This window comes from Thalassomonas actiniarum, assembly GCF_000948975.2.
GTDB classification, from domain to species: Bacteria; Pseudomonadota; Gammaproteobacteria; order Enterobacterales; family Alteromonadaceae; genus Thalassomonas; species Thalassomonas actiniarum.
This window is the reverse complement of sequence record NZ_CP059735.1, coordinates 1624998-1648093: the sequence shown is the minus strand read 5'-3', so window position 1 is coordinate 1648093 and position 23096 is coordinate 1624998. Positions and strand designations below refer to the sequence as shown.

Sequence of the window (23096 nt, the reverse complement as noted above, 5' to 3'; positions counted from 1 at the left end):
AGGGTTGCATTGAATACCGGGCGGGTTACTGACATAGCTGAAACGCTTATTACCGTTAACTCGCCCGGCTTTTGCCCCGTTTACGCCATAGTCAATCTTACGTGGTTAACATGACTTCTTGCGGCTGAGCACTCTCCAGGATTCTTGCATCTCGCCTATTTTCTCCCGGTAGCCGATAACCTGATATTTGAGCCAATAGCACAGGTGCCTGATACCTTCACTGGTGTGCTCGGTGATGCATTCGGGCTCGCGGGTAACCGCTGAAAATGCATCGAACAGGAAGGCGCATTCTTCGCTGAATTTGTCAAAATCTTCACTTAGATTGGCAAAATCGCTCGACAGCTGTTCCCTTTTGATTGCATCCTCCGTAAGCGGCAGGTTTGATTCAGACATGACAGCTGCCTCCCTTGCGACTTAACGGCGTATAGTTGCTTGCATAAGCTGATGTTGGCTGCCTGACGGTGGGGGTTGGTATATTTTCTGTTAAACTTTCTGTTAGGTAAGCTTTAACCGAGTGAAACTCTGGCATATCATTAGGTTTAGCCATGATAGATACCTCTATTTATCTGTTGTGGTTAGCTGTCTCTGAGTGTTGCTCCACTTAGGGGCAGCGCTTGGTTTATCTGCTGGTGCTCTGCTTTACATACCTCCGCTGACGGGGAATTCACCTGTTAGTGATAGTACAAAATACCGGAAAAATCCCCCTGGGCTGGCATTTAATATTTATGTCAATTGCCCGCACTGTATCGATAGCCGTACGAAAACATCAACTATATGAAATATATAAATAAAAATAGGAATTGATGGCTTGTTACAGGGCAACAACAGTCAACGCAAATATAGCCCCTTTACTGGCCTGGCCTGATTAAAGCCGAGGTTAAGCCGTAAAAAGCATCGGAGCATAAATTTAATAATTATCAAACAGAAAGATATTCACAGCATGAATAACAAAGATAGATTAGAGCAATAACTTTAATTATTATTGATAGCCAGGAGCCTCTCACCTAAAAATTAACCATTAAACTCAATACGTTAATATCAACACCCATGTCATCAGGTAAATTTCAGACACGCTTTTAACACGCTTATATCATTTGCTGCCCCGGCTGCGCTATTGCACCGCAAGAAAATAATCAATACATTGCCCTAAGCACGTGCCGGTTAGGCAGTTTTTGTCGCTAAGGTTAAAACATCAGTTACGACTTTCCTCGAGAGTCCAAAGCTCACCGGCAACCACTTTTCAACGTTAACAGAGGGACTTATGGAGCAAAGAATTTCAGTCGCCAATCTGCAGGTTGCATCTTGCTTATATGACTTTATCGAAGACGAAGCCTTACCATCAAGCGGATTAACACCGGCAGATTTCTGGCAAGGGTTTTCCCGCTTAATCTCAGACTTAACTCCCGTTAACCGGGCCTTGCTGGCAAAACGGGAACAGCTGCAGCAACAACTCGATAGCTGGCATCAGCAGCACAACGGAGATGCTTTTGACTTTGATGCATACAAGGCGTATTTGCAAGACATTGGCTACCTCGCTCCGGAAGTTGCCGATTTCAAAATATCCACCACAAAAGTTGACGCTGAAGTCGCCACCTTAGCCGGTCCGCAGCTGGTGGTGCCTATCATGAATGCCCGCTTTGCCCTCAATGCGGTAAACGCCCGCTGGGGCAGTCTGTACGATGCCCTTTACGGCACAGACGTAATCGCACAAACCCAGGGAGCAGAAAAGTCCGGAGCTTATAATCCGGTGCGCGGAGCCAAAGTCGTGGCTTTTGCCAAGGACTTCCTCGACCAGGTGTTACCACTGGAGTCAGGCTCGCACCAGGAGGTAAGCGATTACCAGCTTGACGGACAGCAGCTGATCCTGACCCTAAACGACGGTAAACAAAGCAAGCTTTGCCAGCCAAATGCCTTGATCGGTTTTACCGGCAGTATCAATATTCCCGACAGCCTGCTGTTTAAACATCACGGTTTACATTTTGAAATCCGCTTTGACCGCAAAAGCGCGATAGCCCAGGCTGATCCCGCCGGCATCAGCGATATACTGCTCGAAGCCGCGTTAACCACGATAATGGACTGTGAAGACTCAGTTGCCGCCGTCGATGCCGGTGATAAGGTGCTGGCTTATCGCAACTGGCTCGGGTTAATCAAAGGCGATCTCAGTGAGCAGGTAGAGAAAAAAAACGGCATTATCACCCGCACCATGAACAGCGACCGCCATTATCAGACACTAAGCGGCGGCGAACTGACCCTTAAAGGCCGTAGTTTGATGTTTGTCCGCAATGTCGGCCACCTGATGACCAATGATGCCATCTTAGATCAGGCCGGCGGGGAAATTCCCGAAGGGATCTTAGATGCTGTGGTCACTTCATTAATAGCCCTGCATGATGTCAAAAAGAACAATCAGCTCAGCAACAGCCAGGAAGGCTCCATTTATATCGTCAAGCCGAAAATGCACGGCCCGGAAGAAGTCGCCTTTGCCAATACCTTGTTTGACCGGGTAGAAGATATGCTCAACTTGCCCCGGCACACAATAAAAATGGGCATTATGGATGAAGAGCGCCGCACCAGCGTCAACCTCAAGGCCTGTATTTTTGCCGCCAAAGAAAGGGTGGTGTTTATCAATACCGGGTTTTTAGACAGAACCGGGGATGAAATTCATACCTCTATGGCCGCTGGCCCTGTGCTGCGCAAAGCCGATATCAAGGATACCCGCTGGATAGCGGCTTATGAAAAGAATAATGTCGACATTGGCCTCAGCTGCGGTTTGAGCGGCAAAGCCCAGATAGGTAAAGGCATGTGGCCGGTGCCGGATCAAATGGCCAATATGCTGGCAACAAAAATCGGCCACCTGCAGGCCGGTGCCACCACCGCCTGGGTGCCGTCACCGACAGCCGCCACTTTACATACCCTGCATTATCATCAACAGGACGTCTTTGCCTTACATCCGGGCTTAAGCCAGGAAAAAAACGCTTTACTTGATGACTTGCTGACTTTCCCGGTAGCGCAAGAGACAAACTGGAGCGAGGAAGAAATACAGGCCGAACTTGACAATAATGCCCAGGGCATACTCGGTTATGTGGTGCGCTGGATAGACCAGGGGATCGGCTGCTCCAAAGTACCGGATATCAATAATGTCGGCCTGATGGAAGACAGGGCGACCTTACGTATCTCCAGCCAGCATATGGCCAATTGGTTATACCATGGTATTTGCACGCCACAGCAAGTGCGGGCAAGCCTGGAAAAAATGGCCGCCGTTGTTGATAAACAAAATAGCCAGGATAACAGCTATTACCCTATGGCAGACGATTTTGATAACAATATCGCCTTTCGCGCCGCCTGCGAACTGGTCTTTTTAGGAGCCAAACAGCCCAGCGGTTATACCGAACCTTTATTGCACAACTTCAGGAAAATAAAAAAGCAAAAGCCCCTGCAAGTATAAGTTATTAAGGCAAAGGCTAAATAAAGCATAACCGGGCTAACATGCCCGGTTTTTATACAGGGAAGTATCTCCGCTTATATGCTCCGGGCATAAGCTAAGTACTTACCTCCTGTAAGCAACTCTGCGATCACAGGATGTGATAAAGCAGGGTTTATACAGGGAAGTATTTATACTGGGATCACAGGATGTGATGAAGCAGGGTTTATACAGGGATGATTTCAGCTTACTAGGCTCCTGACGTAAGCTAAGTACCTACACCCTGTAAGCAATCCTGCGGTCGCAGGAAATGCTGGAGCCGGGTTTCCTCCGGTAAAGTAACCTCAAAAATAAAAGAAAAACCGCCAATACAGGTTCTGGTTAAAGATGGCCAGAAAATAAAAAGATCCTTTAATCGTAAAAAACAGGCAGCTTATCCCATAAGGGTCGTGACAAGGCATATTTCTGTTTATAGTAAAATGTAAGCAAATAAATATAAAAATCTCACAAAAACGATCAATTATTAGGATCTTTTACGAGATTATTGGGATATAATGGCCGGCCAAACCCAAAGTGAACGGTTGCCGGGTTTGATTCAGGTTTAGCTCGAATTTAGAGAAAACACTACTTAAACAGGATATTATAATGAAATTATCATTGAAGCCTTTACTATTATATATATCACTAAGTACCTTAGGTTTATGTGGTATTGTCTCATCAGCTTCCGCCAATGCCCCGGCGGAGCCAAAAGTTAAAGTCATCAGCCAAATCGTTAAGGTTTATACCATGCCCGCCCGTTTGGCAGGTAATGCCGGCTCGCCACTTAATATCACCGGGGACAGCAATCTTGTTTCCCTGGGACAGTTGCTGACCAAGCCTTTACTTCAACTCCCCGTCAACCAGGGGGAACACTTTATCGCTAAGCCAATTGAAAAAAAGAACCAGTTATTTGAAATTGCCAACATTTTTAACGATAAGCTGCAGCAGTTTATTTCCGGTTTTTCTGCTAAAGAAGACAGTGCCTTTTTCCATGATATGACACTTCTTGACTGTGAAACCAAAGAAGACCTATAAATCTTTTTACACTTTGCTTATCCCAAAAAAAGAAGCTTTGCCCTCAGGTAAAGCTTCTTTCGTTTCAGGGGTTAATAAAATTAACCGGATGTGCCATCTAAGTTAAGCACTCGGCTTTAAGACATCAAAACTGGTAGCCCTGGCCTCTTTCCAGTAATTTTGCCACCGAGATTTTATCGCTGCTGCAGGCGGAGATATCTTTTTTGTTGTAAACAAAGATCTTATCTTTATAACGGCGGCCATCCTTGTCACCACCGGCCTTTAAAATCACCGTCACTTTTTCATTTTTAGGCAGCGCCTTTAAACCATTGCCGTATAAACACAAGGTTTCCGCCATAGTGCCTGATAACTCCCGGTAAAACTCACTGCGCTGTGCCTGTTGCTTTTGCTTGGCAACTTTTCGCTTTTCATTATATTTTTCAGCACGTTGTTTGATAGCCTTCCGCTGCTTTTCTGCTTTCGCTTTTTTCGCTTCCAATTGGGCCTTTTCCTGTGCCAGCTCCTTTTGACTTTCATCATCAACATGACGCAGCTGATACTGCAAATCCCGCATTTCCCGCTCGATATCCCGCACTTCCCTGGCCATATCCCGCTGCTGCTCCCTTAATTCCCGGTATTGATCTCTTTCATCATCCAGGGAGTCGAGCGCCCGCTCATAACTTTCCGAGGCTGACTCCAACGCCTGTGCCACCTGAGATTCCACTTCAACAAGCTCTTCATGTTCGTGCGAGCCAAAATTAACCACAGGCATTTCCGGGATCGGCGGGATAACAAAATTAAAGTTATAACTGCCGTGGTTACCCCTGATAGAACTGGAGTTAACGGTAAATACAATCCCCTGCCCCTTTAAATAGGTGCTGTCGACACCTGTGATCCTCGAGCCCTTACGGCTGTTATCGGATGCCACCGACGACTGGATGATATTGCCCATAATATCAAGCTGCTTATGCATATCCGCATAATCCTGGCTTTGAACTGAGGTGCTGACGGCACAGGCAAGTACGGCACCAGGAAAAAGTTTTAACAATCTTGTCATCTGATCACTCCTCTAAACGCCAATTGGCGGGTTTGGCTGTTTTAGCCGATGATGTATTACTGATAGTTTGCAATTTGATCTTGTGTTCAAGCTGCTGGAATTTAATTTTCTGCTCTAACTGCTCATCTTTTCGCTGATCATTGATATAGCTGATAAAATCACCGATATCTTCCTGACGCTCCTGCCTGGAGGCATCAAGAATATAACTGGCCAGTTGCAGGTTGTTGTCTTGCTGCCGGGTCACGATATCGGCGGCATAATTGGCCAGCACCACTTGCTGCTCGCTGGCGAACTCTTTCAGTTTCTGCTCTACCAGGTTATTGACCAAAGTCTGCTGCGCTTGCTGCTGTGCCAGAGAATTACCGGCAAAACTTAGCAAAATACCTTCATCCTGCACCACCAGCTCAACTTTTAGCAGCACCAGGGCAACCGCAAACAGTGAACAAGCCATAGATAACGCAGGTAAGCCCGACCATTGCCACCAGCTTTTTTCTTCACTACCGCCAAAGGTACTGCCCCTGTCCCATGCAGGCACAGCTCTTTCTTCCTCCAGGCTCGCCTGGTGAAACAACTGCTGCGCCATCGCTTCCCTGTCCTGCCAACATTTATCTTGTTGACCGCCACTGTTGTTTGCCCGTGGCGATTGACCATCGAGCCAGTGGGCAAATTTCTGCTCTTGATCAGACATAACCGACCTCCAACTGATCTTTTAATTTATCCAGTGCACTATACAGACGCGATTTTGCGGTATTGGTGGATATGCCTAACTGCGCGGCGATATCCTCAAAAGTGCACTGTTGAAAAAACTTCAATTCCACCACCAGCTTTTGGTTAAAGGACAAAAATTGCATCGCCCGCTGCAATTCACTTGCCTGCTGGCTGCTGGACATTTGATACTCGGGGCAGGTAGCATCGCCCTCAGCCAGCTGCTCCGGTGCCTCATCCAAAGATTGTGTCGGCCGTTTCTTGCGGTAGAATTCAATGCAGCGGTAATGGGCGATTTTAAATAACCAGCCTTTAAACGGACTGTCGCCGCGAAAAGAGGCCAGGTTGCGAAATACCGCCATAAAAATATCCTGCATCAGATCCATGGCATCATCGCCATTGTTCACCATACGGTAGGTATAGTTATAGACACTTTTTTCGTAACGCTTTACTAACGTCACCCAGGCCGACTTTTTCCCCTTCAGCGCTTGTTTTACTAACGTTTCATCACTACGTTCAAACACGCATTTTCCCGTTTTATACTTGTTGTTATTTCCGACTTACTATTAATGTCGCAAGCGGCGCTAAAATAGTTTGAAAAAAATTGAAGTTTTTTTTATTTTTTTACTTTATGGTCATTTTCAGCAGGTAACAGCAGCTGTTCCAGAATATTTGCCAGGCGCAAAAACGTTTGCTGGCGTAAACTGGTCGGCCGCCACAACAGGCCGATTTCCCGGTAGACATCGGGAGACAAAGCTTTGATGGTCAGCCCTTCGGCGATGCCCAGGGATTTCTTTACTGCCATTTCCGGCAGAAAGGTAAAACCTTTGTGATAGGCGGTCATCTGTACCAGGGTCGCCAGGCTTGAAGCGGAAAAGTGATTGATACGGCTGGCATCCGCCAGCTGGCAGGCAGAAACAGCATGCTCGGTTAAACAATGTTCATGGGTCAGTAAGAAGATACTTTGCTGCGGCAACTGCTGGTAATCCATGTCTTTGGCATATAACTTCACTAAATCGGCATCCCCTGCGATATAAAAAGCATCCCTACCGACCACTTTACTGCGAAAACTGTGACCCGCTACCGGCAGTGCCAGAATCGCCGTGTCTATTTCACCGTTGGCAAGCATGGCCATCAGGTTATCGGTACTGTCTTCACGCAGATACAAAGCCAATTCAGGCAGGGTCTGTTGACACTGCTTGACCAGATCCGTCAGCAAATAAGGGGCTATTGTCGGAATGCAGCCGATACGGACACTGCCGGTAGCAGGATTGCCCTGTTGTTTGCCGTAATCAAGCAACTCCTGCGCCGACAGGAGCAGCTTTTGCGCCATATCCACCACCACTTCCCCCTGGGCCGTGAAAATAAACGCCTTGTGATCTCTTTCTATCAACTGACAATTAAGCTGCTCTTCAAGCTTGATAATGGCGCTGCTTAAAGTCGACTGACTGACATAACAGGCATCCGCCGCACGGTTGAAATTCTGGTGCTTGTGCAGCGCCAATAGATATTTCAGGTGTTTTAAGTTAGGTAACAAGCTCTCCCCCGGCACTTTTGCCCTTTAAGAAGTGATAAAACGATTAAAAACCGTATTTTAATTAAAGATAGCGGCTAAAGCTACGGAGCTTTTAAAGCCACTTTTCCTGGGTTATGCTAGCAGCACAACTCAGGCTCAGTTCTCTGACGTCAGTCAACAGCTTCATAATAAGCATGGCTTTCATCATTTATAACCGCACAACTTTATCCGCCGGAGTTCATTTGAGGTTTAATGAGCACATCCGCAGGTTATTGCTGGCAATGAGTATGACGACATTCCCATACAAAAAAGAGTGATAGATATCCCCATGAAAAAAGCTTTGCCATCTCCCCTAAAAAGCATCAAGCCCCTTTATATCATCTCTATTTTGCTTTTCATAATGCTTAGCTTAGTGATTGTCGCCTCAATTTCTGGCTCCGACAAAGCATCCCCCAGTCAACAAGCAAATACAGCTCAAGAGCAGAGTAACAAGGATAAAGCCCGGCCTGTCACTTCCCAGCAAATTCCACCACAAGTGCAAACTTCGCCTCAAAGCACAAGGGGGCAACAGACACAACCGGCTTTTAGCATTAACACCCGCCCCGACTGGACACTCACGGGGAATCTTAGTGATCACTTCGAATATTTATTAGCACAGCACCAACAGGGAAACCGGCAATCTAGTTATATTTTGGCGATTAACTTGCTTCAATGCTCAAAAGTACCGGCCGAAATGGAGACATTTGAACAAGTTCTCCAGCAGGCCTATAACGATGGCGAGAGCGACCGCTTTATCTCCAGGCTCAGGGAGAGATTCGATTTTTGCCAGGGGATCAGCCAACAGCAGAGAGCGCAACACCTGCACTATATGCTTGAAGCCGCAGACGCACATTACCTGCCGGCACAGGAGATTGTCGGTATGGTGCCCACAGAAGCTTACATGCGCCATTTAGGTTACCAGGACTTGCCCCGGGATGAATATATTAAAAAGTCCCGGGCCTTTCACAGGCAAAAAATCAACCACCTTAAAGATGCGGCCCGCCGGGGCAGCCTAAAATCCCTGGGACACTTGGCATATCTTTATAAAAATCAAAAAATCCCCGATGAAAAAATGAGTTTGGCCTTAGCGCTGGCGCATTTGGATGCCGGCTTATACTTTACCGATGACAATAAAATCTACGAGCACTTTTCCAGGCAAAAAGAGCGCTTAATAACACAGGCAAGCGCAAGCGAACTGGCGTTTGCCGAAGAGGCAACACAGGAGCTGATCCAGGCCATTAATCAACACGGCAGTATCTATCCGGTAATGGATGAAAAACATGGTCGTAAAGGTTATTACTGAGCCCTTCACCTCGACCGGTACTTTACTCGGCCTGCCCCGAAATAAAAGTAAGGTTATTCATCCGAAAAACTGAAACTTTAATTTCTTTTTTAATTAGGATATGGTTAAAACATAAGTTATCGGCATAACCATTCATAGCTTATTAAAGGGCTTTGTTATTGCCAGCGACTAAGCCTTTACAGAGCCTGATTCAGAGGATAAATAAAACCTTTGCTCAGGCGCAAACAACGGACAAGATATCAGGAAGATAAACAATGAAAAGAGCCGCAGCCCGCCATATTTTGGTGAAAACAGAACAGCAATGCCAGCAAATTAAAGAAAGAATTGAGGCTGGGGAAGAATTCGAACAACTCGCTAAAGCACACTCCACCTGCCCTTCAAAAATGCACGGCGGCGCCCTGGGTTCATTCAGCCGCGGGCAAATGGTGGCGGAATTTGATCAAGTGGTTTTTAGCGCCCGGTTAAATACCGTACAAGGTCCGGTAAAAACCCAGTTTGGTTATCACCTGGTGGAAGTCACTGCCCGTAACGAGTAAGCTCGCTCTTCACACTTCAAGGTGGTAAAGGAATCGCCTCCATGTCAGTGCAGCTTCGCTGACCGGATGCAGCGATTTAGCTTCCCCCCGGAGCGTGTAAGCTGAAATACGTCCATGTATACAAAAACCGGGTCAGTTTTCACTGACCCGGTTTTAAATGTTTATCTTTGTTTAAACAAGCAGCTTAAGCAAATGCCGCCTTCATCATCCAGAAGAACAGGATAGACAAACCGGCGCCCACAGGTAAGGTGATCACCCAGGAAACCACGATATTACGCACAACGCCCATGTTGATTGCGGCAATACCACGCGCCATACCGACACCTAATACCGCACCAACTAAGGTTTGGGTGGTGGAGATTGGCAGACCGGTACCCGATGCAATAACAACGGTACAGGCAGCGGCCAGCTCGGCAGCAAAACCACGGCTTGGTGTTAAGTGGGTAATGCCCTGACCAATAGTGGCAATAACCTTATGGCCAAAGATGGCTAAACCGGCAACGATACCAAAGCCGCCAAGCGGTAAAATCCACCAGGCTAGTGCGGTTTTCTTGACGATTTCACCGCCGTTATCCACGATACCGACAACCGCAGCCAGTGGTCCGATAGCATTGGCAACATCATTCGAGCCGTGGGCAAATGCCATACAACAGGCGGTCACTATCATCAGCACAGCGAAAACTTTTTCAACATTGGCGTAATGGTCGTTTTTAGAAGCCTTTTCATCAAACTTCAAACGTCCGATAAAGAACTTACCAATAAGAGCAACCACAGCAGAAACGGCGATGGCGTAGACATAACCTTCGGTGACGCCGATATCTAAACCAACATGCTTAAGACCTTTTTTAATGGTCACCAGCGCCAGGACAAAGCCGGCCAGCATCATATAAAAAGGTACATAACGCTTGGCTTGCTTGAGGGGATGATCAGTATCAAAAATCAGCTTTTGTGCACTGTTAAAGATGATAAAGGCAATCACACCGGAAATTAACGGCGTCACAATCCAGCTGCCCACTATGCCTAATACCTTGCCCCAGGCAACGGTATCAGGGCTGACACCAAAAGCGGCGAAACCTATGATGGCGCCGACAATAGAGTGAGTGGTAGAAACAGGCCAGCCCAGGATAGAAGCGATCAATAACCAGGTCGCCGCGGCAAATAATGCCGAGATCATACCAAAGACCAGGAGCTCAGGCGTATCGACGAAATAACTGGCGTCGATAATACCCTTACGTATGGTGGAGGTCACCTCACCACCGGCCAGGTAGGCACCGGCAAATTCAAACACCATAGCAATAATGATGGCTTGTTTGATGGTTAACGCTTTAGAACCAACCGAGGTTCCCATTGCATTTGCAACATCGTTAGCACCTATGCCCCAGGCCATGAAAAAACCAACAGCGGCGGCAATCAGCACTAATACAGAGCCGTGAGAAAGTAAAATATCCATGATCTAAACCCTAGTTTCTAGCCAACAAAATTTCTAAACGAGCACCAACGCGCTCAGCTAAGTCGGCAAGGTCGCCAACCCATTCGATTATTTGATACAAGAACATTGCATCAATAGGGTTCAGTGTATTTTCAATCAACATCAGATCGTGACGAAGTTCAATTTGCATGGTATCTGTATCATCTTCAATTTCATCAAGTTGGTTGATCATTTTTTCAACCAATTCAACTTCACGACCACGAAATCCGGTTTCTAATAAATCGTCTAATTCATTTATTGCATCCGCCGCCTTTTCGGTAGCGTCGATACAACGTTGTAAATAAGTGGAAAACTGATCCTGAATAGCTTCCGGGATCTCCAGTTTCCGTCCTAATACGCGACCGGCGATATCTTTCGCCTTATTCGCTATCTTGTCCTGTTGGGTCAAGAGTTCCAGCAAGTCAGCTCTGTCCACCGGCATAAACAAACCGCCGGGCAGTTCCAGGCGAAGTTTGCGTTTTAATACGTCGGCGTCCTGCTCTAACTTAGAAAGTTTTTTACGCACTTTTGCTGCAGTAGTCCAATCCTGCTCGGAGCAGGCAGCAAAGAACGGTATAAGTTGGTTACAACACTTAGTTACCATACGAATGTGTTTTTCTAATGGTTTTATCGGTGATTTTGCAAATACACCTAGTATTGAATTTCTGGCCATAATGTTTTTCCAGGAGATTAATGATCTCTTTGTTTTTATTCGCCGCGGATATTAACCCATTTGCCAAGATTAGCAAACGACTTTATCAGCTATCCGCAGCAGTTATTTTACATGTTAATGACTAATGCCAGCCAGATTAAGGAATTAAGCAACATAAGCCCTGCCAGAATCTTGCTGTTATCAAGCATTAAAATGAAAAAATATACCGGCAGATGTAGTTGCCGGTATATTTTTATGGATTAAAACGTCCGATATTACAACTTTTATCGGTTAAGCTGTGACCTGAAACAGGCATAAAAGTGCCTGATCCCAAGCTTTCACGCCAACCGTTAAAGTTCCTTCATATCTTCCGCTTTAAGGTGACGGACATCTTTACCTTTAACAAAGTAAATAATGTATTCACAAATATTTTGACAACGGTCGCCGATACGCTCCAGCGCCCGGGCAGACCAGATCACACTCATGATTTGCGGGATAGAGCGGGGATCTTCCATCATATAGGTCATCAGCTGGCGCATCAGGGCTTCATATTCCCTGTCTACCTTGTCATCGCTTTTATGCACGCTAATGGCGGTTTCGGCATCCATACGGGTAAAGGCATCTAAGGTGGCGCGCAAGAACTCTATCACCCGGTTGCCGAGGTTTTCCAGGCTCAGCAATAAGGCTTTATAGTCGCCGGAAAAGCTTTCCAGCGCGACATTGGCGATTTTTTCCGCCTCATCGCCGATACGTTCCAAGTCGGCAATGGTTTTTACGATTGCCATGATCAGGCGTAAATCTCCGGCAGCCGGCTGGCGTTTGGCGATAATGCGGGTACACTCATCATCAATGCTGACTTCTAAGCTATTGATCTGAAAATCATTGCTCAGTACTTTACGCGCCAAATCTTCGTCGGCTTCCGCCACGGCAACCAAAGCGTCACTGACTTGTTTCTCAACCAGGCCACCCATATGCATTACATGGTTGATCACCCGTTCAAGGTCTTCGTTAAACTGGCCGGAAATATGACGACCGAGATTTAAATTATCCATTGTCTTTACTCTTATCTAGCTAATCGGTTTGCCTGCTCTTACCCGGTAAACCGGTATATAGGCTTAACCATATCGTCCGGTGATATAGTCTTCGGTTTTCTTCTTCAACGGTGCGGTAAACAGCAAGGTAAAGGGAGTATCACTATCTTTAATCCGCTCCCTTCCATGCAAATATTACCCATATCGTCCGGTGATATAGTCTTCGGTTTTCTTCTTCAACGGTGCGGTGAACAAGGTATTGGTGTCGCTGTATTCGATCAGATCCCCCATATACATAAAGGCAGTTTGGTCCGAGACCCGTGCCGCCTGCTGCATATTATGGGTAACGATCACTACCGTAAACTGCTTTTTCAGGTCGTTAATCAACTCTTCTATGGTTAAGGTAGAAATGGGATCTAACGCCGAGGTTGGTTCATCCAGCAGTAAAACTTCCGGCTCTATGGCAATAGCCCTAGCGATCACTAGCCTTTGCTGCTGACCACCGGACAAGCCCAGGGCGCTTTCATGCAACCTGTCTTTCACCTCATCCCATAACGCGGCGCTGCGCAGGGACTTTTCCACCGCATCATCAAGCACACGGCGGTTATTAACACCGGTAATGCGCAAACCATAGACCACATTCTCATAAATACTTTTCGGAAAGGGATTTGGCCGCTGGAATACCATGCCCACCTGACGGCGAAGGGCTGCCACGTCAACATGCTTATTATAGATATTTTCCCCGTGCAGGTTAATTTCCCCTTCGATACGGCACGTATCCACCAGGTCGTTCATACGGTTGATACAACGCAACAAGGTCGACTTACCGCAACCACTTGGTCCGATAAAAGCCGTCACCTGGCCTTTGGGGATAGACATGGTAATGTTTTTCAGTGCCTGCTTGTCACCGTAATACAGGTTAAGGTTATTAATGCCCAAGGCAACCTGCTCCGGGGATAAATTGTTCAAATCAAGCTGCTTAGGATCTGATGCTAAAACTTTAGGTGTTACAGAAATCATATTATGCTCTTTCTATTCATCTCTTTTGGCCGGCTGACGCCGGCCAGGCAATAAAGGTTATGCCGCCGGGCTTAATGCTCTAACATGCGGTATTTTTCACGTAAGCGGTTGCGAATCGATACCGCCGTCATATTCAAGGCGACAATAATGGTCACCAGTAACAAGGCTGTGGCATACACCAGCGGACGCGCCGCTTCAACATTCGGGCTCTGGAAACCGACATCATAAATGTGGAAACCTAAATGCATAAATTTACGGTCTAAATGCAGGAACGGGAAGTTACCGTCCAGCGGCAGGTTCGGCGCCATTTTTACCACCCCCACCAGCATCAGCGGCGCCACTTCCCCCGCCGCACGGGCGATAGCCAGGATGATGCCTGTCATGATCGCCGGGCTGGCAATGGGTAAGATAATCCGCCATAAAGTCTCAACTTTAGTCGCTCCCAGCGCCAGGCTGCCGTGGCGCATCGCCGCCGGTATTCTCGACAAACCTTCTTCGGTGGAAACGATCACCACAGGTAAAGTTAAAATCGCCAGGGTAATAGCCGACCATAACACCCCGGGGGTACCAAAGGTCGGGCTTGGCAGGTTTTCCGGATAAAACAGCTGATCTAAACTGCCGCCCACCATATAAACAAAAAAGCCTAAACCAAACACGCCATAAACAATCGAAGGCACCCCCGCCAGGTTGATCACCGCGATACGTAAGATTTTGGTCAGGGCATTGTTACCGGCATATTCGTGCAGGTAAATCGCCGCAATAACACCAAAGGGAGAAACGATGACCGTCATCAGCAACACCATAAGCACAGTACCGAAAATAGCCGGGAATACCCCGCCTTCGGTATTGGCTTCCCTGGGGTCATCAACAACAAAAGCGGCAACCTGGCTGAAGAAAACGCCGGTTTTATCCCAAAGCCCTAACTGGTTATTAAAGGTTACCTTAAGTATATCTTCAAAATTAATGGTCACGACCTGACCATCCATTGCCCTGACTTTTAGCTGGTCGCGGGCAATTTCTTCCCTCAGGGCAAGTAACTTGCTTTCTAACTGCTGATATTCACTTTTCAGCGTATCCATTTGTCCGTGGATATCCGCTTTAACTTCTGCAGTTAAGGTTTTATCCAGGTTATGTTTACGCTCTTTTAAGCGCAAACGTTCCAGCTGATAGTTAATCGCGCCGATATCCACTTTTTGCAAGGCATCGATTTGCTCCTGAAAATGCTCAACCCGGCTGACCAGCTCAGGGAGCTTGCTTTGCGGCACAAGCTGGCCGTCTAAAATCAGCTCTTCAATAAAACCGTAGAAGTTACCATTGGTACGTCTTTCGATCACCACCAGTTCTTCTGGTGTCGTGGTCTCGGTGATTTGCGGCACCAGCAACCAGCGAAAATCCAGGCTGACCAGTTCACGGTTACCGGTTTTCACCAACAAACGTTCAACCGTGGTCGTGCCCGGCGCCAGTGTGATATCGGCATGGGCGAGCTGCTCTGCCGGGATAAATTCACGATCATAAATTTCACCGATCACCCTACTCTTGTTGCCGGCTTGATCCACCATATCAAACTGATAAATATCCGACGGCCAGAAATAAGATAAGCCGCGGGAGGCAATCAGCCATAATAACCCCAGTACCGAGATAAGACTGATACTGACCCCGCCGGCAGATAACCAAACCCAGGGGGAACCCGATTTAAACCAAGTTTTCATTTATTCGATTCCTTACAACAGCACTATTTATAAAGAGCTGTATTTTTCTCTGAGACGCTGACGAATAAATTCCGCCAGGGTATTTAATACAAACGTAAACACAAACAGGACAAAGGCTGCCAGGAACAGGATACGGTAATGTGAGCTGCCCACCTCAGATTCCGGCATTTCCACCGCAATATTGGCGGCCAGGGTTCGCATGCCCTGGAAAATACTCCAGTCAAGGATCGGGGTATTACCTGTGGCCATCAGCACTATCATGGTTTCTCCCACCGCACGGCCAAGGCCCATCATGATGGCAGAGAAGATGCCCGGGCTGGCCGTCAACAAGACCACCTTCACCAGGGTCTGCCACTGGGTTGCCCCCAGGGCCAGTGAACCGCTGGTTAAATGACGCGGCACACTGAAAATGGCATCTTCCGCCATGGAAAAAATGGTCGGGATCACGGCAAAGCCCATGGCAATCCCCACCACCAGGGCATTACGCTGGTCAAAGTCTATGCCTAAATCGTTGGTTACAAATTGGCGCATATCACCGCCAAAAAACGCCGCTTCCATCACAGGCGATAAGGCAAAGGCCAGATAACCGGTAAAACACAACACGGGGATCAAAATCATCGGCGCCCAGGTTTCAGGAATGCGGCTTTTCCACTCTTTAGGTAAAGCAGACCAGCCTAAAGCCGTCAGCAGGGTTGCCAGCGGCAACATCACCAGCAGCAGAGCCATCGCCGGCAGATAGTTTTCAATAATGGGCGCCAGCCATAAACCGGCCAGGAAACCTAAAATAACCGTCGGCAGCGCTTCCATCATTTCTATGGTCGGCTTAACTTTGGTTCTTAATACCGGGGTCATAAAGTAGGCGGTATAAATAGCCGCCGCCAAAGCAATAGGTACAGCAAATAACATGGCATAAAGCGCAGCCTTGATGGTACCGAAAGAAATAGGCACCAGGGAGAACTTCGCTTCAAAGTCATCCGAACCTGAGGTTGACTGCCAGATATAGTCCGGCTCTGGATAACCTTCATACCAGACTTCCTGCCATAACGCCTGCCAGGTCACCTCAGGGTGTTCATTTTCTACCGAAAACAGGCTCAGCTGCTGGCTGTCTGCCCCTGTGGCAGTTGTCATAACCAGGGCATCGGCACGCGGGGAAATGGCAAACGCGCCCGGGGCGGCATCTGTTAACTTACCCTGCCATAAATCGGCATCACTGGTGGTATAAAAGGCGCTAAGTTTACCGGACCGGCCCATGGCGTAAAAACTCTTCCGGTATTGCTCGGTATAAATAGCAGCAATACTTTCCCCCTCGCTCAGGTTAAAGCTGCGGATTTTTTTAAATTGACGGCCGTTATCGGTAGCAACTTCAAACCACTGACTGATTTCCCCGAGATTATTACCAAGCAGCAAAGAACTGCCGCCGGATAACAGCGCCATAGTGGTCAAGCCGGCATCAATATTATCTGTATCGGTAATAACGGCTTTTAGCGGTACTTCATAGTCATCATCAAGGGAGAACACCAGCACGCGGTTACCGTCACGCACAAAAGCCATCATCAGATCCGGGGTGATCAAAATATCATCCACGGCGCTAACCCCCTCTTCAATTACCTGGTAGACACTTTCATGAGCGGGATCATAATTAAAGTCATCTTCCGCCACTAAAGTGGTTTTGATCAGGCGCTTGTCTTGGGTTAAGGCAACAAAAACCGCACGCTCATCATCCATGGCAAAGGCAAGTTTTTCCAGGGACGCCTGCATTTCATCAACAACAATGACCTCTTCGCCTAAGGGATAGCGAACAGCAGGATTAATCTCGCGGCTGTTATTATCATAACTGGCGGTAAAGCTTGGCGTCAGCAGTTGTACCTGCCCCAGGCTATCAAGCAATAACTTATTGTTATGACCGCTATCGACCACCTGCGTCAGCGTGATCCCGGGCTCTGTCACTTGCTTTGACAGCACCTGGGCCCCCAGCGGGCGCGTGGCACTTGGTACCAACTGATAAAAGTCTATGCTGCCAAAGCGGTTAATAGTAAAAGCCAACTCTTTGAGTTCATCCACACCGGTTGAGAGTACTTGTGCACCGGATGATATTTCTACAGCCGTTGACGGCGTTATTTCTGTGCTGTCAAATACCGGCTTGATCACATAAAGCAGATAAAGAAAAATCAGCACTAAGGTCAGTAATACACTGATACCACCTAAAGTGATAAGCCAACGGGCAAATGAATTTTTTAGCTGGCGCGAACCGGCCGATTTTAACGCTGTCACCACGAATATTACCTTCAGACAAGGGAAGTTTAAATTACGGCAGGGATTATAAGACAGTTATATGACAGTTTTGTGACATGCGATAAAAGTTAAAAACCAGCCACTTAGAAATAAATTATTCACCGCGTAATAAATATTCATCCGTTGTTCAACTATGCTTAAAAACGAACATAACAACAGCGTTGTTTTCAGCTTTGGCTAACGCCCGCGATCAATGCTGAGACCAGGTAAAACCGGGAGTCACTTAAGGGATAAAAATAACACAAACATGATGAACTATAATTATCTGGCCGATACCTATCTGGAAAAAGAACAGAATGAAATCAAAGACCTGCTCTCTTCCATGGACTCCTTTCAAACCCGGGCATTAACGGTTTACAGCCAGCCTTTCCCGCTCACCTGCCCCGCTTGCGGGCAGACATATCAAGATATTTTTGCCTATTATAAAGTGATCAAGGCCAAAAAAAGTGAGCTGGTAACTTCAACAAAAACCGGCTCCGTCTTTGAGCAAAAATTTCATTGCCTGTGCTCCGAATATTTATTCGAGACCAGCTTTGACTACCGCGATACCAGCGAGCAGGGACAAAAACTCAGGGATTTATTCGACCTGTGCCTGGCAAAAGTCAATCAGCTCAACCTGGCGGATGTCAGCCGGGAAGAAATTTTTACCTGCATGCAGGCATTATTTTCATTTTACATTAATTTATATGCTTATTTTCGCAATGAGATCCCTTTTGATTTTTTAGATCTGATTGAACCCAGCTAACCGCACTTTGGTTATCTTCCCTGTTGATTTCTGCTTTACCGAGCCACTGGCACAGCAGCTTTAACCGGCAGTTTCCCCCTGTTTTTCAGGCAAATATAAATTTATTCGATTTTATTAAGCAAAACACTGGCAAGGCTATTGTTTTGGACTAAATTTGAAGAACTGGTGTACAAGTCGTAATCAGATTCTATATGACGTTTATTCGAATCAAGGGATGCACTGCTCTGTATGATGAAGCACGCAACCGGGTGTTTCAGTATGAATAAACCTTAAGCCTTATTAATGACCTTAAAAGATTGTCGTTTTTGAACAGAGGGTTCCCCTCAGTACCCTGTTCAAGTCGTAAACTAACTGAAAACTTGTTTAATTTTAACGCTTTGGCCGATATGAATAACAGGTAAGTTCAGCACATGTTTTACCCGGCCGGGGCTACAATTTTTCATAGGAAATGGAAACATGGCAAAGAAAATTCCCTCTAAAAAACTGAAAACCAAGGTCGAGTCCCAGGTCTCTAAACTCGAAGACCGCATAGCCCCGGGTGGCATAGGCGGTCTGGTAGGAGATTTAGGCGCAGATACCACGACCGACGATACCGGCACGACAACAGACCAGCCGCCAGCGGCAGACACCACCTCAGATGCCCCCCCTGCAGACGATGCCCCTCCCCCGGGTGACATGACCGGCGAGCAGGAAACGGTTTATACCGACAACGGCGACGGCAGCGGCTCAGCCGTTTATCCCGACGGCAGTGTCGAAACCTGGGAGGCCGACGGCAGCGGCAGCTGGGACGACGGCATGGGCAATTCCAGCAGCTGGAATGCCGACGGCTCCGGCACCTGGCAAAGCAGCGATGGCAGCAGCGGCAGCTATAACTCTGACGGCTCAAGCAGCTGGACCAATAGCGACGGCAGCAGCGGCAGCTATAACCCCGACGGCTCCGGCAGTTATACTTCCGCCGACGGCGTCACCGAAACCTGGGATGCCCAGGGCAATATCACCTATACCGATGCCGCAGGCAATGATATGGGCGACGGCGGTACGGGTGTGGTCACCGGCGATGACGGCACCGAATATAATTATGACAGCGACGGCTCCGGCTCTGCGGTCTCCCCGGACGGCACGGTTGAGACCTGGAGCAGTGACGGCTCCGGCTCTATTGCTTATGCCGATGGCTCTATGGAAACCTGGGATGGCCAGGGAGGCGGCAGCTGGGATGACGGCCAGGGCAACTCCAGTACCTGGAGCAGCGACGGCTCCAGTAGCTGGACCAGCAGCGACGGCTCAAGCGGCAGCTACAGTAGCGATGGCAGTTCCACTTACCAGGGGGCTGACGGCTCCTACAGCACAACCAATACCGATGGCTCCGGCAGCTGGGGCGACGGCCAGGGCAACTCGGGCACCTACAATGCCGATGGTTCAGGCAGCGAAACCTATGCCGACGGCTCTTCCAGCAGCTGGGCCCCCGACGGCAGCGGCAGCTGGGATGACGGTATGGGCAACTCCAGCACCTGGAACAGTGACGGCTCCGGCAGCTGGACCAGCAGCGACGGCTCAAGCGGCACCTATAACAGCGACGGCTCCTCCAGCTGGACCAACTCTGACGGCAGCAGCGGCAGCTATAACAGCGACGGCTCCGGCAGCTATACCTCAGCCGACGGCACCACGGAAAGCTGGGATGCCCAAGGGAATATCACCTATACCGACGCCGCCGGTAACGATCTCGGCGATGGTGGCATGGGAGAGGTTACCTCAGATGACGGCACTACCTATACCTATAACGAAGACGGCTCAGGCACCGCCACCCATCCCGACGGCACGGTAGAAACCTGGAACAGCGACGGCTCAGGTTCGATCGCCTTTAGCGATGGCTCGGTGGAAACCTGGGATGGCCAGGGCGGCGGCAGCTGGGATGACGGCCAGGGCAATTCCAGTACCTGGAATGCCGATGGCAGCGGCAGCTATACCGGCAGTGACGGCTCAAGCGGCACCTGGTCGGCCGACGGCAGCTCCAGTTATTATGCCGCCGACGGCTCCTACAATACCTACAATAGCGATGGCTCCGGCAGCTGGGGGGACGGCCAGGGCAACTCAGGCACCTGGGCCGCCGATGGCTCAGGCAGCGAAACCTATGCCGATGGCTCTTCCAGCAGCTGGAACAGCGACGGCAGCGGCCATTGGGATGACGGCATGGGCAATTCCAGTACCTGGAATAGCGACGGCAGCGGCAGCTGGACCAGCAGTGACGGCTCAAACGGCACCTATAACTCAGACGGCTCCAGCAGTTGGACCAATGCTGACGGCAGCAGCGGCACCTATAATGCCGACGGCTCCGGCAGCTATACCGCAGCCGACGGCAGCAGTGAAGTATGGGATGCCCAGGGCAATGTCACTTATTATGACGTCAACGGCGATACCAGTACTTATGATGAAACCGCCGGGGTGGTAACCGGCGATGACGGCACCACCTATACCTATAATGAAGACGGCTCCGGCAGCGCAGTTCACCCTGACGGCACGGTGGAAACCTGGAACGCGGACGGCTCAGGTTCGATAGCCTTTAGCGACGGCTCGATGGAAACCTGGGATGGCCAGGGCGGCGTCAGCTGGGATGACGGTATGGGCAACTCCAGTACCTGGCATAGCGACGGCAGCGGCAGCTTTACCGGCTCAGACGGCAGCAGCGGCTCCTGGAGCTCAGACGGCAGCTCCACCTACACCGGGGCCGACGGTTCCTACAGCACCTATAATGCCGATGGCAGCGGCAGCTGGGGGGACGGCCAGGGGAATTCAGGTACCTACAATGCCGATGGCTCAGGCAGCGAAACCTATGCCGACGGCTCATCCAGCAGCTGGGCCCCCGATGGCAGCGGCAGCTGGGATGACGGTATGGGCAACTCCAGCACCTGGCATAGCGACGGCTCCGGCAGCTGGACCAGCAGTGACGGCAGCAGCGGCACTTATAACAGCGACGGCTCCAGCAGCTGGACCAATAGTGACGGCAGCAGCGGCACCTATAACGCCGACGGCTCCGGCAGCTATACCTCAGCCGACGGCACCACGGAAACCTGGGATGCCCAGGGCAATATCACCTATACCGATGCCGCGGGTAACGATCTCGGCGACGGCGGCAGCGGGGATGTTATCGGCGATGACGGTACCCAGTATACCTATAACGAAGACGGCTCAGGCACCGCTACCCACCCTGACGGCACGGTGGAAAGCTGGAACGTGGACGGCTCAGGCTCTGTCGCTTATGCCGACGGCTCTGTGGAAACCTGGGATGGCCAGGGCGGCGGCAGCTGGGATGACGGTATGGGCAATACCAATTCCTGGAGCAGCGACGGCTCTGGCAGCTGGACCAGTAGCGACGGCAGCAGCGGCAGCTGGTCCGCCGACGGCAGCTCCACCTATACCGGGGCCGATGGCAGCAGTAATACCTATAATAGTGACGGCTCCAGCAGCTGGACCAGCAGCGACGGCAGCAGTGGCACCTACAATGCAGATGGCTCCGGCAGCGAAACCTATGCCGACGGCTCCTCCAGCAGCTGGGGCAGTGATGGCAGCGGCAGCTGGGATGACGGCATGGGCAATACCAGTACCTGGAATAGCGATGGCAGCGGTAGCTGGACCAGCTCAGATGGCAGCAGCGGTACCTACAACAGCGACGGCTCCAGCAGCTGGACCAATAGCGACGGCAGCAGCGGTACCTATAACAGCGACGGCTCCGGCAGCTATACCTCGGCCGACGGCACCACGGAAACCTGGGATGCTCAGGGCAATATCACCTATACCGATGCCGCGGGTAACGATCTCGGCGATGGCGGTACAGGTGATGTCACCGGCGATGACGGTACCCAGTATACCTATAACGAAGACGGCTCGGGCACCGCCACCCATCCCGACGGCACGGTGGAAAGCTGGAATGCCGATGGCTCCGGCTCTGTTACTTTTGCCGACGGCTCGGTGGAAACCTGGGACGGCCAGGGCAATGGCAGCTGGGATGACGGTATGGGCAATACCAGCACCTGGAATAGCGATGGCTCCGGCAGTTATACCAATGCCGATGGCAGTAGTGGTACCTGGTCAAGCGACGGTACTTCCAGCCATACCGAAGCAGACGGCACAACCTGGCAGTATAACCCTGACGGCAGCGGCAGCGTGACCTATGCCGACGGCACTACCGAGCAGTGGACGTAATGGACTCTATGCCTCTTCTCAGGAAGCCTACGGGCTCAAGCGGCTGGCAGTATAACCCTGACGGCAGCGGCAGCGTGACCTATGCCGACGGCACTACCGAGCAGTGGACGTAATGGACTCTATGCCTCTTCTCAGGAAGCCAACGGGCTCAAACGGCTGGCAGTATAACCCTGACGGCAGCGGCAGCGTGACCTATGCCGACGGTACAACCGAGCAATGGACGTAATGGACTCTATGCCTCTTCTCAGGAAGCCTACGGGCTCAAATGGCTGGCAGTATAACCCTGACGGCAGCGGCAGCGTGACCTATGCCGATGGTACAACCGAGCAGTGGACGTAATAACGAGGCTCCTGCG

The 23096-nt window shown here is 49.6% G+C and carries 17 protein-coding genes; 6 read left to right on the top strand and 11 right to left on the bottom strand.

Translation table 11 applies throughout. The features are described from left to right. Positions 1-105: 105 nt before the first annotated feature. On the bottom strand, positions 106-393 hold the full coding sequence (locus SG35_RS07260; RefSeq protein WP_044834957.1) for a hypothetical protein: 288 nt from the start codon (positions 391-393) through the stop codon (positions 106-108). A gap of 868 nt (positions 394-1261) precedes the next feature. On the opposite strand from SG35_RS07260, the gene SG35_RS07255 reads away from it, so the two are divergent. After that, the gene (locus SG35_RS07255) at positions 1262-3442 is read left to right on the top strand and encodes a malate synthase G (protein WP_044833763.1); all 2181 of its coding nucleotides are present in this window, start codon (positions 1262-1264) and stop codon (positions 3440-3442) included. A gap of 621 nt (positions 3443-4063) precedes the next feature. Continuing rightward, entirely contained in the window at positions 4064-4492 is a 429-nt protein-coding gene (locus SG35_RS07250; RefSeq protein ID WP_044833764.1) for a hypothetical protein, read from the top strand. 124 nt (positions 4493-4616) lie between these two features. Here the strand turns inward: SG35_RS07250 and SG35_RS07245 are convergent, their stop codons facing one another. The 4 genes from SG35_RS07245 to SG35_RS07230 form a co-directional block, all read right to left on the bottom strand. Next, on the bottom strand, positions 4617-5528 hold the full coding sequence (locus SG35_RS07245; RefSeq protein WP_044833765.1) for a hypothetical protein: 912 nt from the start codon (positions 5526-5528) through the stop codon (positions 4617-4619). Between the two features lie 4 nt (positions 5529-5532). Then, positions 5533-6216: a hypothetical protein gene (locus tag SG35_RS07240; protein WP_044833766.1), complete on the bottom strand. Its 684-nt coding sequence runs from the start codon at positions 6214-6216 to the stop codon at positions 5533-5535. Next, positions 6209-6757, bottom strand: coding sequence for an RNA polymerase sigma factor (locus SG35_RS07235; RefSeq protein ID WP_044833767.1), 549 nt, complete (start codon positions 6755-6757; stop codon positions 6209-6211). Before SG35_RS07235 ends, SG35_RS07240 begins: the two co-directional genes overlap by 8 nt. A gap of 92 nt (positions 6758-6849) precedes the next feature. Continuing rightward, entirely contained in the window at positions 6850-7770 is a 921-nt protein-coding gene (locus tag SG35_RS07230; protein ID WP_044833768.1) for a hydrogen peroxide-inducible genes activator, read from the bottom strand. A gap of 712 nt (positions 7771-8482) precedes the next feature. Here SG35_RS07230 and SG35_RS07225 point away from each other — a divergent pair. Both SG35_RS07225 and SG35_RS07220 read left to right on the top strand, forming a co-directional pair. Next, a complete protein-coding gene (locus SG35_RS07225; protein ID WP_152646677.1) occupies positions 8483-9091 on the top strand; it encodes a hypothetical protein in 609 nt (202 codons plus the stop codon). A 254-nt stretch (positions 9092-9345) separates the two neighbouring features. Next, on the top strand, positions 9346-9627 hold the full coding sequence (locus SG35_RS07220; RefSeq protein ID WP_044833770.1) for a peptidylprolyl isomerase: 282 nt from the start codon (positions 9346-9348) through the stop codon (positions 9625-9627). Positions 9628-9811: 184 nt separating this feature from the next. On the opposite strand, the gene SG35_RS07215 is transcribed toward SG35_RS07220, so the two are convergent. From SG35_RS07215 to SG35_RS07190, 6 genes are all read right to left on the bottom strand, one after another. After that, the gene (locus SG35_RS07215) at positions 9812-11077 is read right to left on the bottom strand and encodes an inorganic phosphate transporter (protein WP_044833771.1); all 1266 of its coding nucleotides are present in this window, start codon (positions 11075-11077) and stop codon (positions 9812-9814) included. A 10-nt stretch (positions 11078-11087) separates the two neighbouring features. Further along, the gene (locus tag SG35_RS07210; protein WP_044833772.1) at positions 11088-11768 is read right to left on the bottom strand and encodes a TIGR00153 family protein; all 681 of its coding nucleotides are present in this window, start codon (positions 11766-11768) and stop codon (positions 11088-11090) included. Between the two features lie 329 nt (positions 11769-12097). Continuing rightward, the gene (gene phoU, locus SG35_RS07205; protein ID WP_044833773.1) at positions 12098-12799 is read right to left on the bottom strand and encodes a phosphate signaling complex protein PhoU; all 702 of its coding nucleotides are present in this window, start codon (positions 12797-12799) and stop codon (positions 12098-12100) included. Positions 12800-12973: 174 nt separating this feature from the next. Further along, positions 12974-13798 carry a phosphate ABC transporter ATP-binding protein PstB gene (gene pstB, locus SG35_RS07200; protein ID WP_044833774.1) on the bottom strand — a complete coding sequence of 275 codons (825 nt, stop codon included), beginning with the start codon at positions 13796-13798 and terminating at the stop codon, positions 12974-12976. A gap of 71 nt (positions 13799-13869) precedes the next feature. After that, positions 13870-15507, bottom strand: a complete 1638-nt coding sequence (gene pstA, locus SG35_RS07195; protein ID WP_044833775.1) for a phosphate ABC transporter permease PstA — start codon at positions 15505-15507, stop codon at positions 13870-13872. Positions 15508-15534: 27 nt separating this feature from the next. After that, the gene (locus SG35_RS07190) at positions 15535-17781 is read right to left on the bottom strand and encodes an ABC transporter permease subunit (protein WP_084692818.1); all 2247 of its coding nucleotides are present in this window, start codon (positions 17779-17781) and stop codon (positions 15535-15537) included. A gap of 265 nt (positions 17782-18046) precedes the next feature. Between SG35_RS07190 and SG35_RS07185 the strand changes: the two genes are divergently transcribed. Then, entirely contained in the window at positions 18047-18544 is a 498-nt protein-coding gene (locus SG35_RS07185) for a hypothetical protein (protein ID WP_152646678.1), read from the top strand. A gap of 456 nt (positions 18545-19000) precedes the next feature. Further along, entirely contained in the window at positions 19001-22741 is a 3741-nt protein-coding gene (locus SG35_RS07180; RefSeq protein WP_274055365.1) for a beta strand repeat-containing protein, read from the top strand. Positions 22742-23096: the final 355 nt, after the last annotated feature.

Excerpts from the sequence above, each read along its gene's own strand:
- SG35_RS07260 (WP_044834957.1), bottom strand. The coding sequence starts at position 393 with ATGTCTGAATCAAACCTGCCGCTTACGGAGGATGCAATCAAAAGGGAA.
- SG35_RS07255 (WP_044833763.1), top strand. The coding sequence starts at position 1,262 with ATGGAGCAAAGAATTTCAGTCGCCAATCTGCAGGTTGCATCTTGCTTA.
- SG35_RS07250 (WP_044833764.1), top strand. The coding sequence starts at position 4,064 with ATGAAATTATCATTGAAGCCTTTACTATTATATATATCACTAAGTACC.
- SG35_RS07245 (WP_044833765.1), bottom strand. The coding sequence starts at position 5,528 with ATGACAAGATTGTTAAAACTTTTTCCTGGTGCCGTACTTGCCTGTGCC.
- SG35_RS07240 (WP_044833766.1), bottom strand. The coding sequence starts at position 6,216 with ATGTCTGATCAAGAGCAGAAATTTGCCCACTGGCTCGATGGTCAATCG.
- SG35_RS07225 (WP_152646677.1), top strand. The coding sequence starts at position 8,483 with ATGGAGACATTTGAACAAGTTCTCCAGCAGGCCTATAACGATGGCGAG.
- SG35_RS07220 (WP_044833770.1), top strand. The coding sequence starts at position 9,346 with ATGAAAAGAGCCGCAGCCCGCCATATTTTGGTGAAAACAGAACAGCAA.
- SG35_RS07215 (WP_044833771.1), bottom strand. The coding sequence starts at position 11,077 with ATGGATATTTTACTTTCTCACGGCTCTGTATTAGTGCTGATTGCCGCC.
- SG35_RS07210 (WP_044833772.1), bottom strand. The coding sequence starts at position 11,768 with ATGGCCAGAAATTCAATACTAGGTGTATTTGCAAAATCACCGATAAAA.
- phoU (WP_044833773.1), bottom strand. The coding sequence starts at position 12,799 with ATGGATAATTTAAATCTCGGTCGTCATATTTCCGGCCAGTTTAACGAA.
- pstB (WP_044833774.1), bottom strand. The coding sequence starts at position 13,798 with ATGATTTCTGTAACACCTAAAGTTTTAGCATCAGATCCTAAGCAGCTT.
- pstA (WP_044833775.1), bottom strand. The coding sequence starts at position 15,507 with ATGAAAACTTGGTTTAAATCGGGTTCCCCCTGGGTTTGGTTATCTGCC.
- SG35_RS07185 (WP_152646678.1), top strand. The coding sequence starts at position 18,047 with ATGATGAACTATAATTATCTGGCCGATACCTATCTGGAAAAAGAACAG.
- SG35_RS07180 (WP_274055365.1), top strand. The coding sequence starts at position 19,001 with ATGGCAAAGAAAATTCCCTCTAAAAAACTGAAAACCAAGGTCGAGTCC.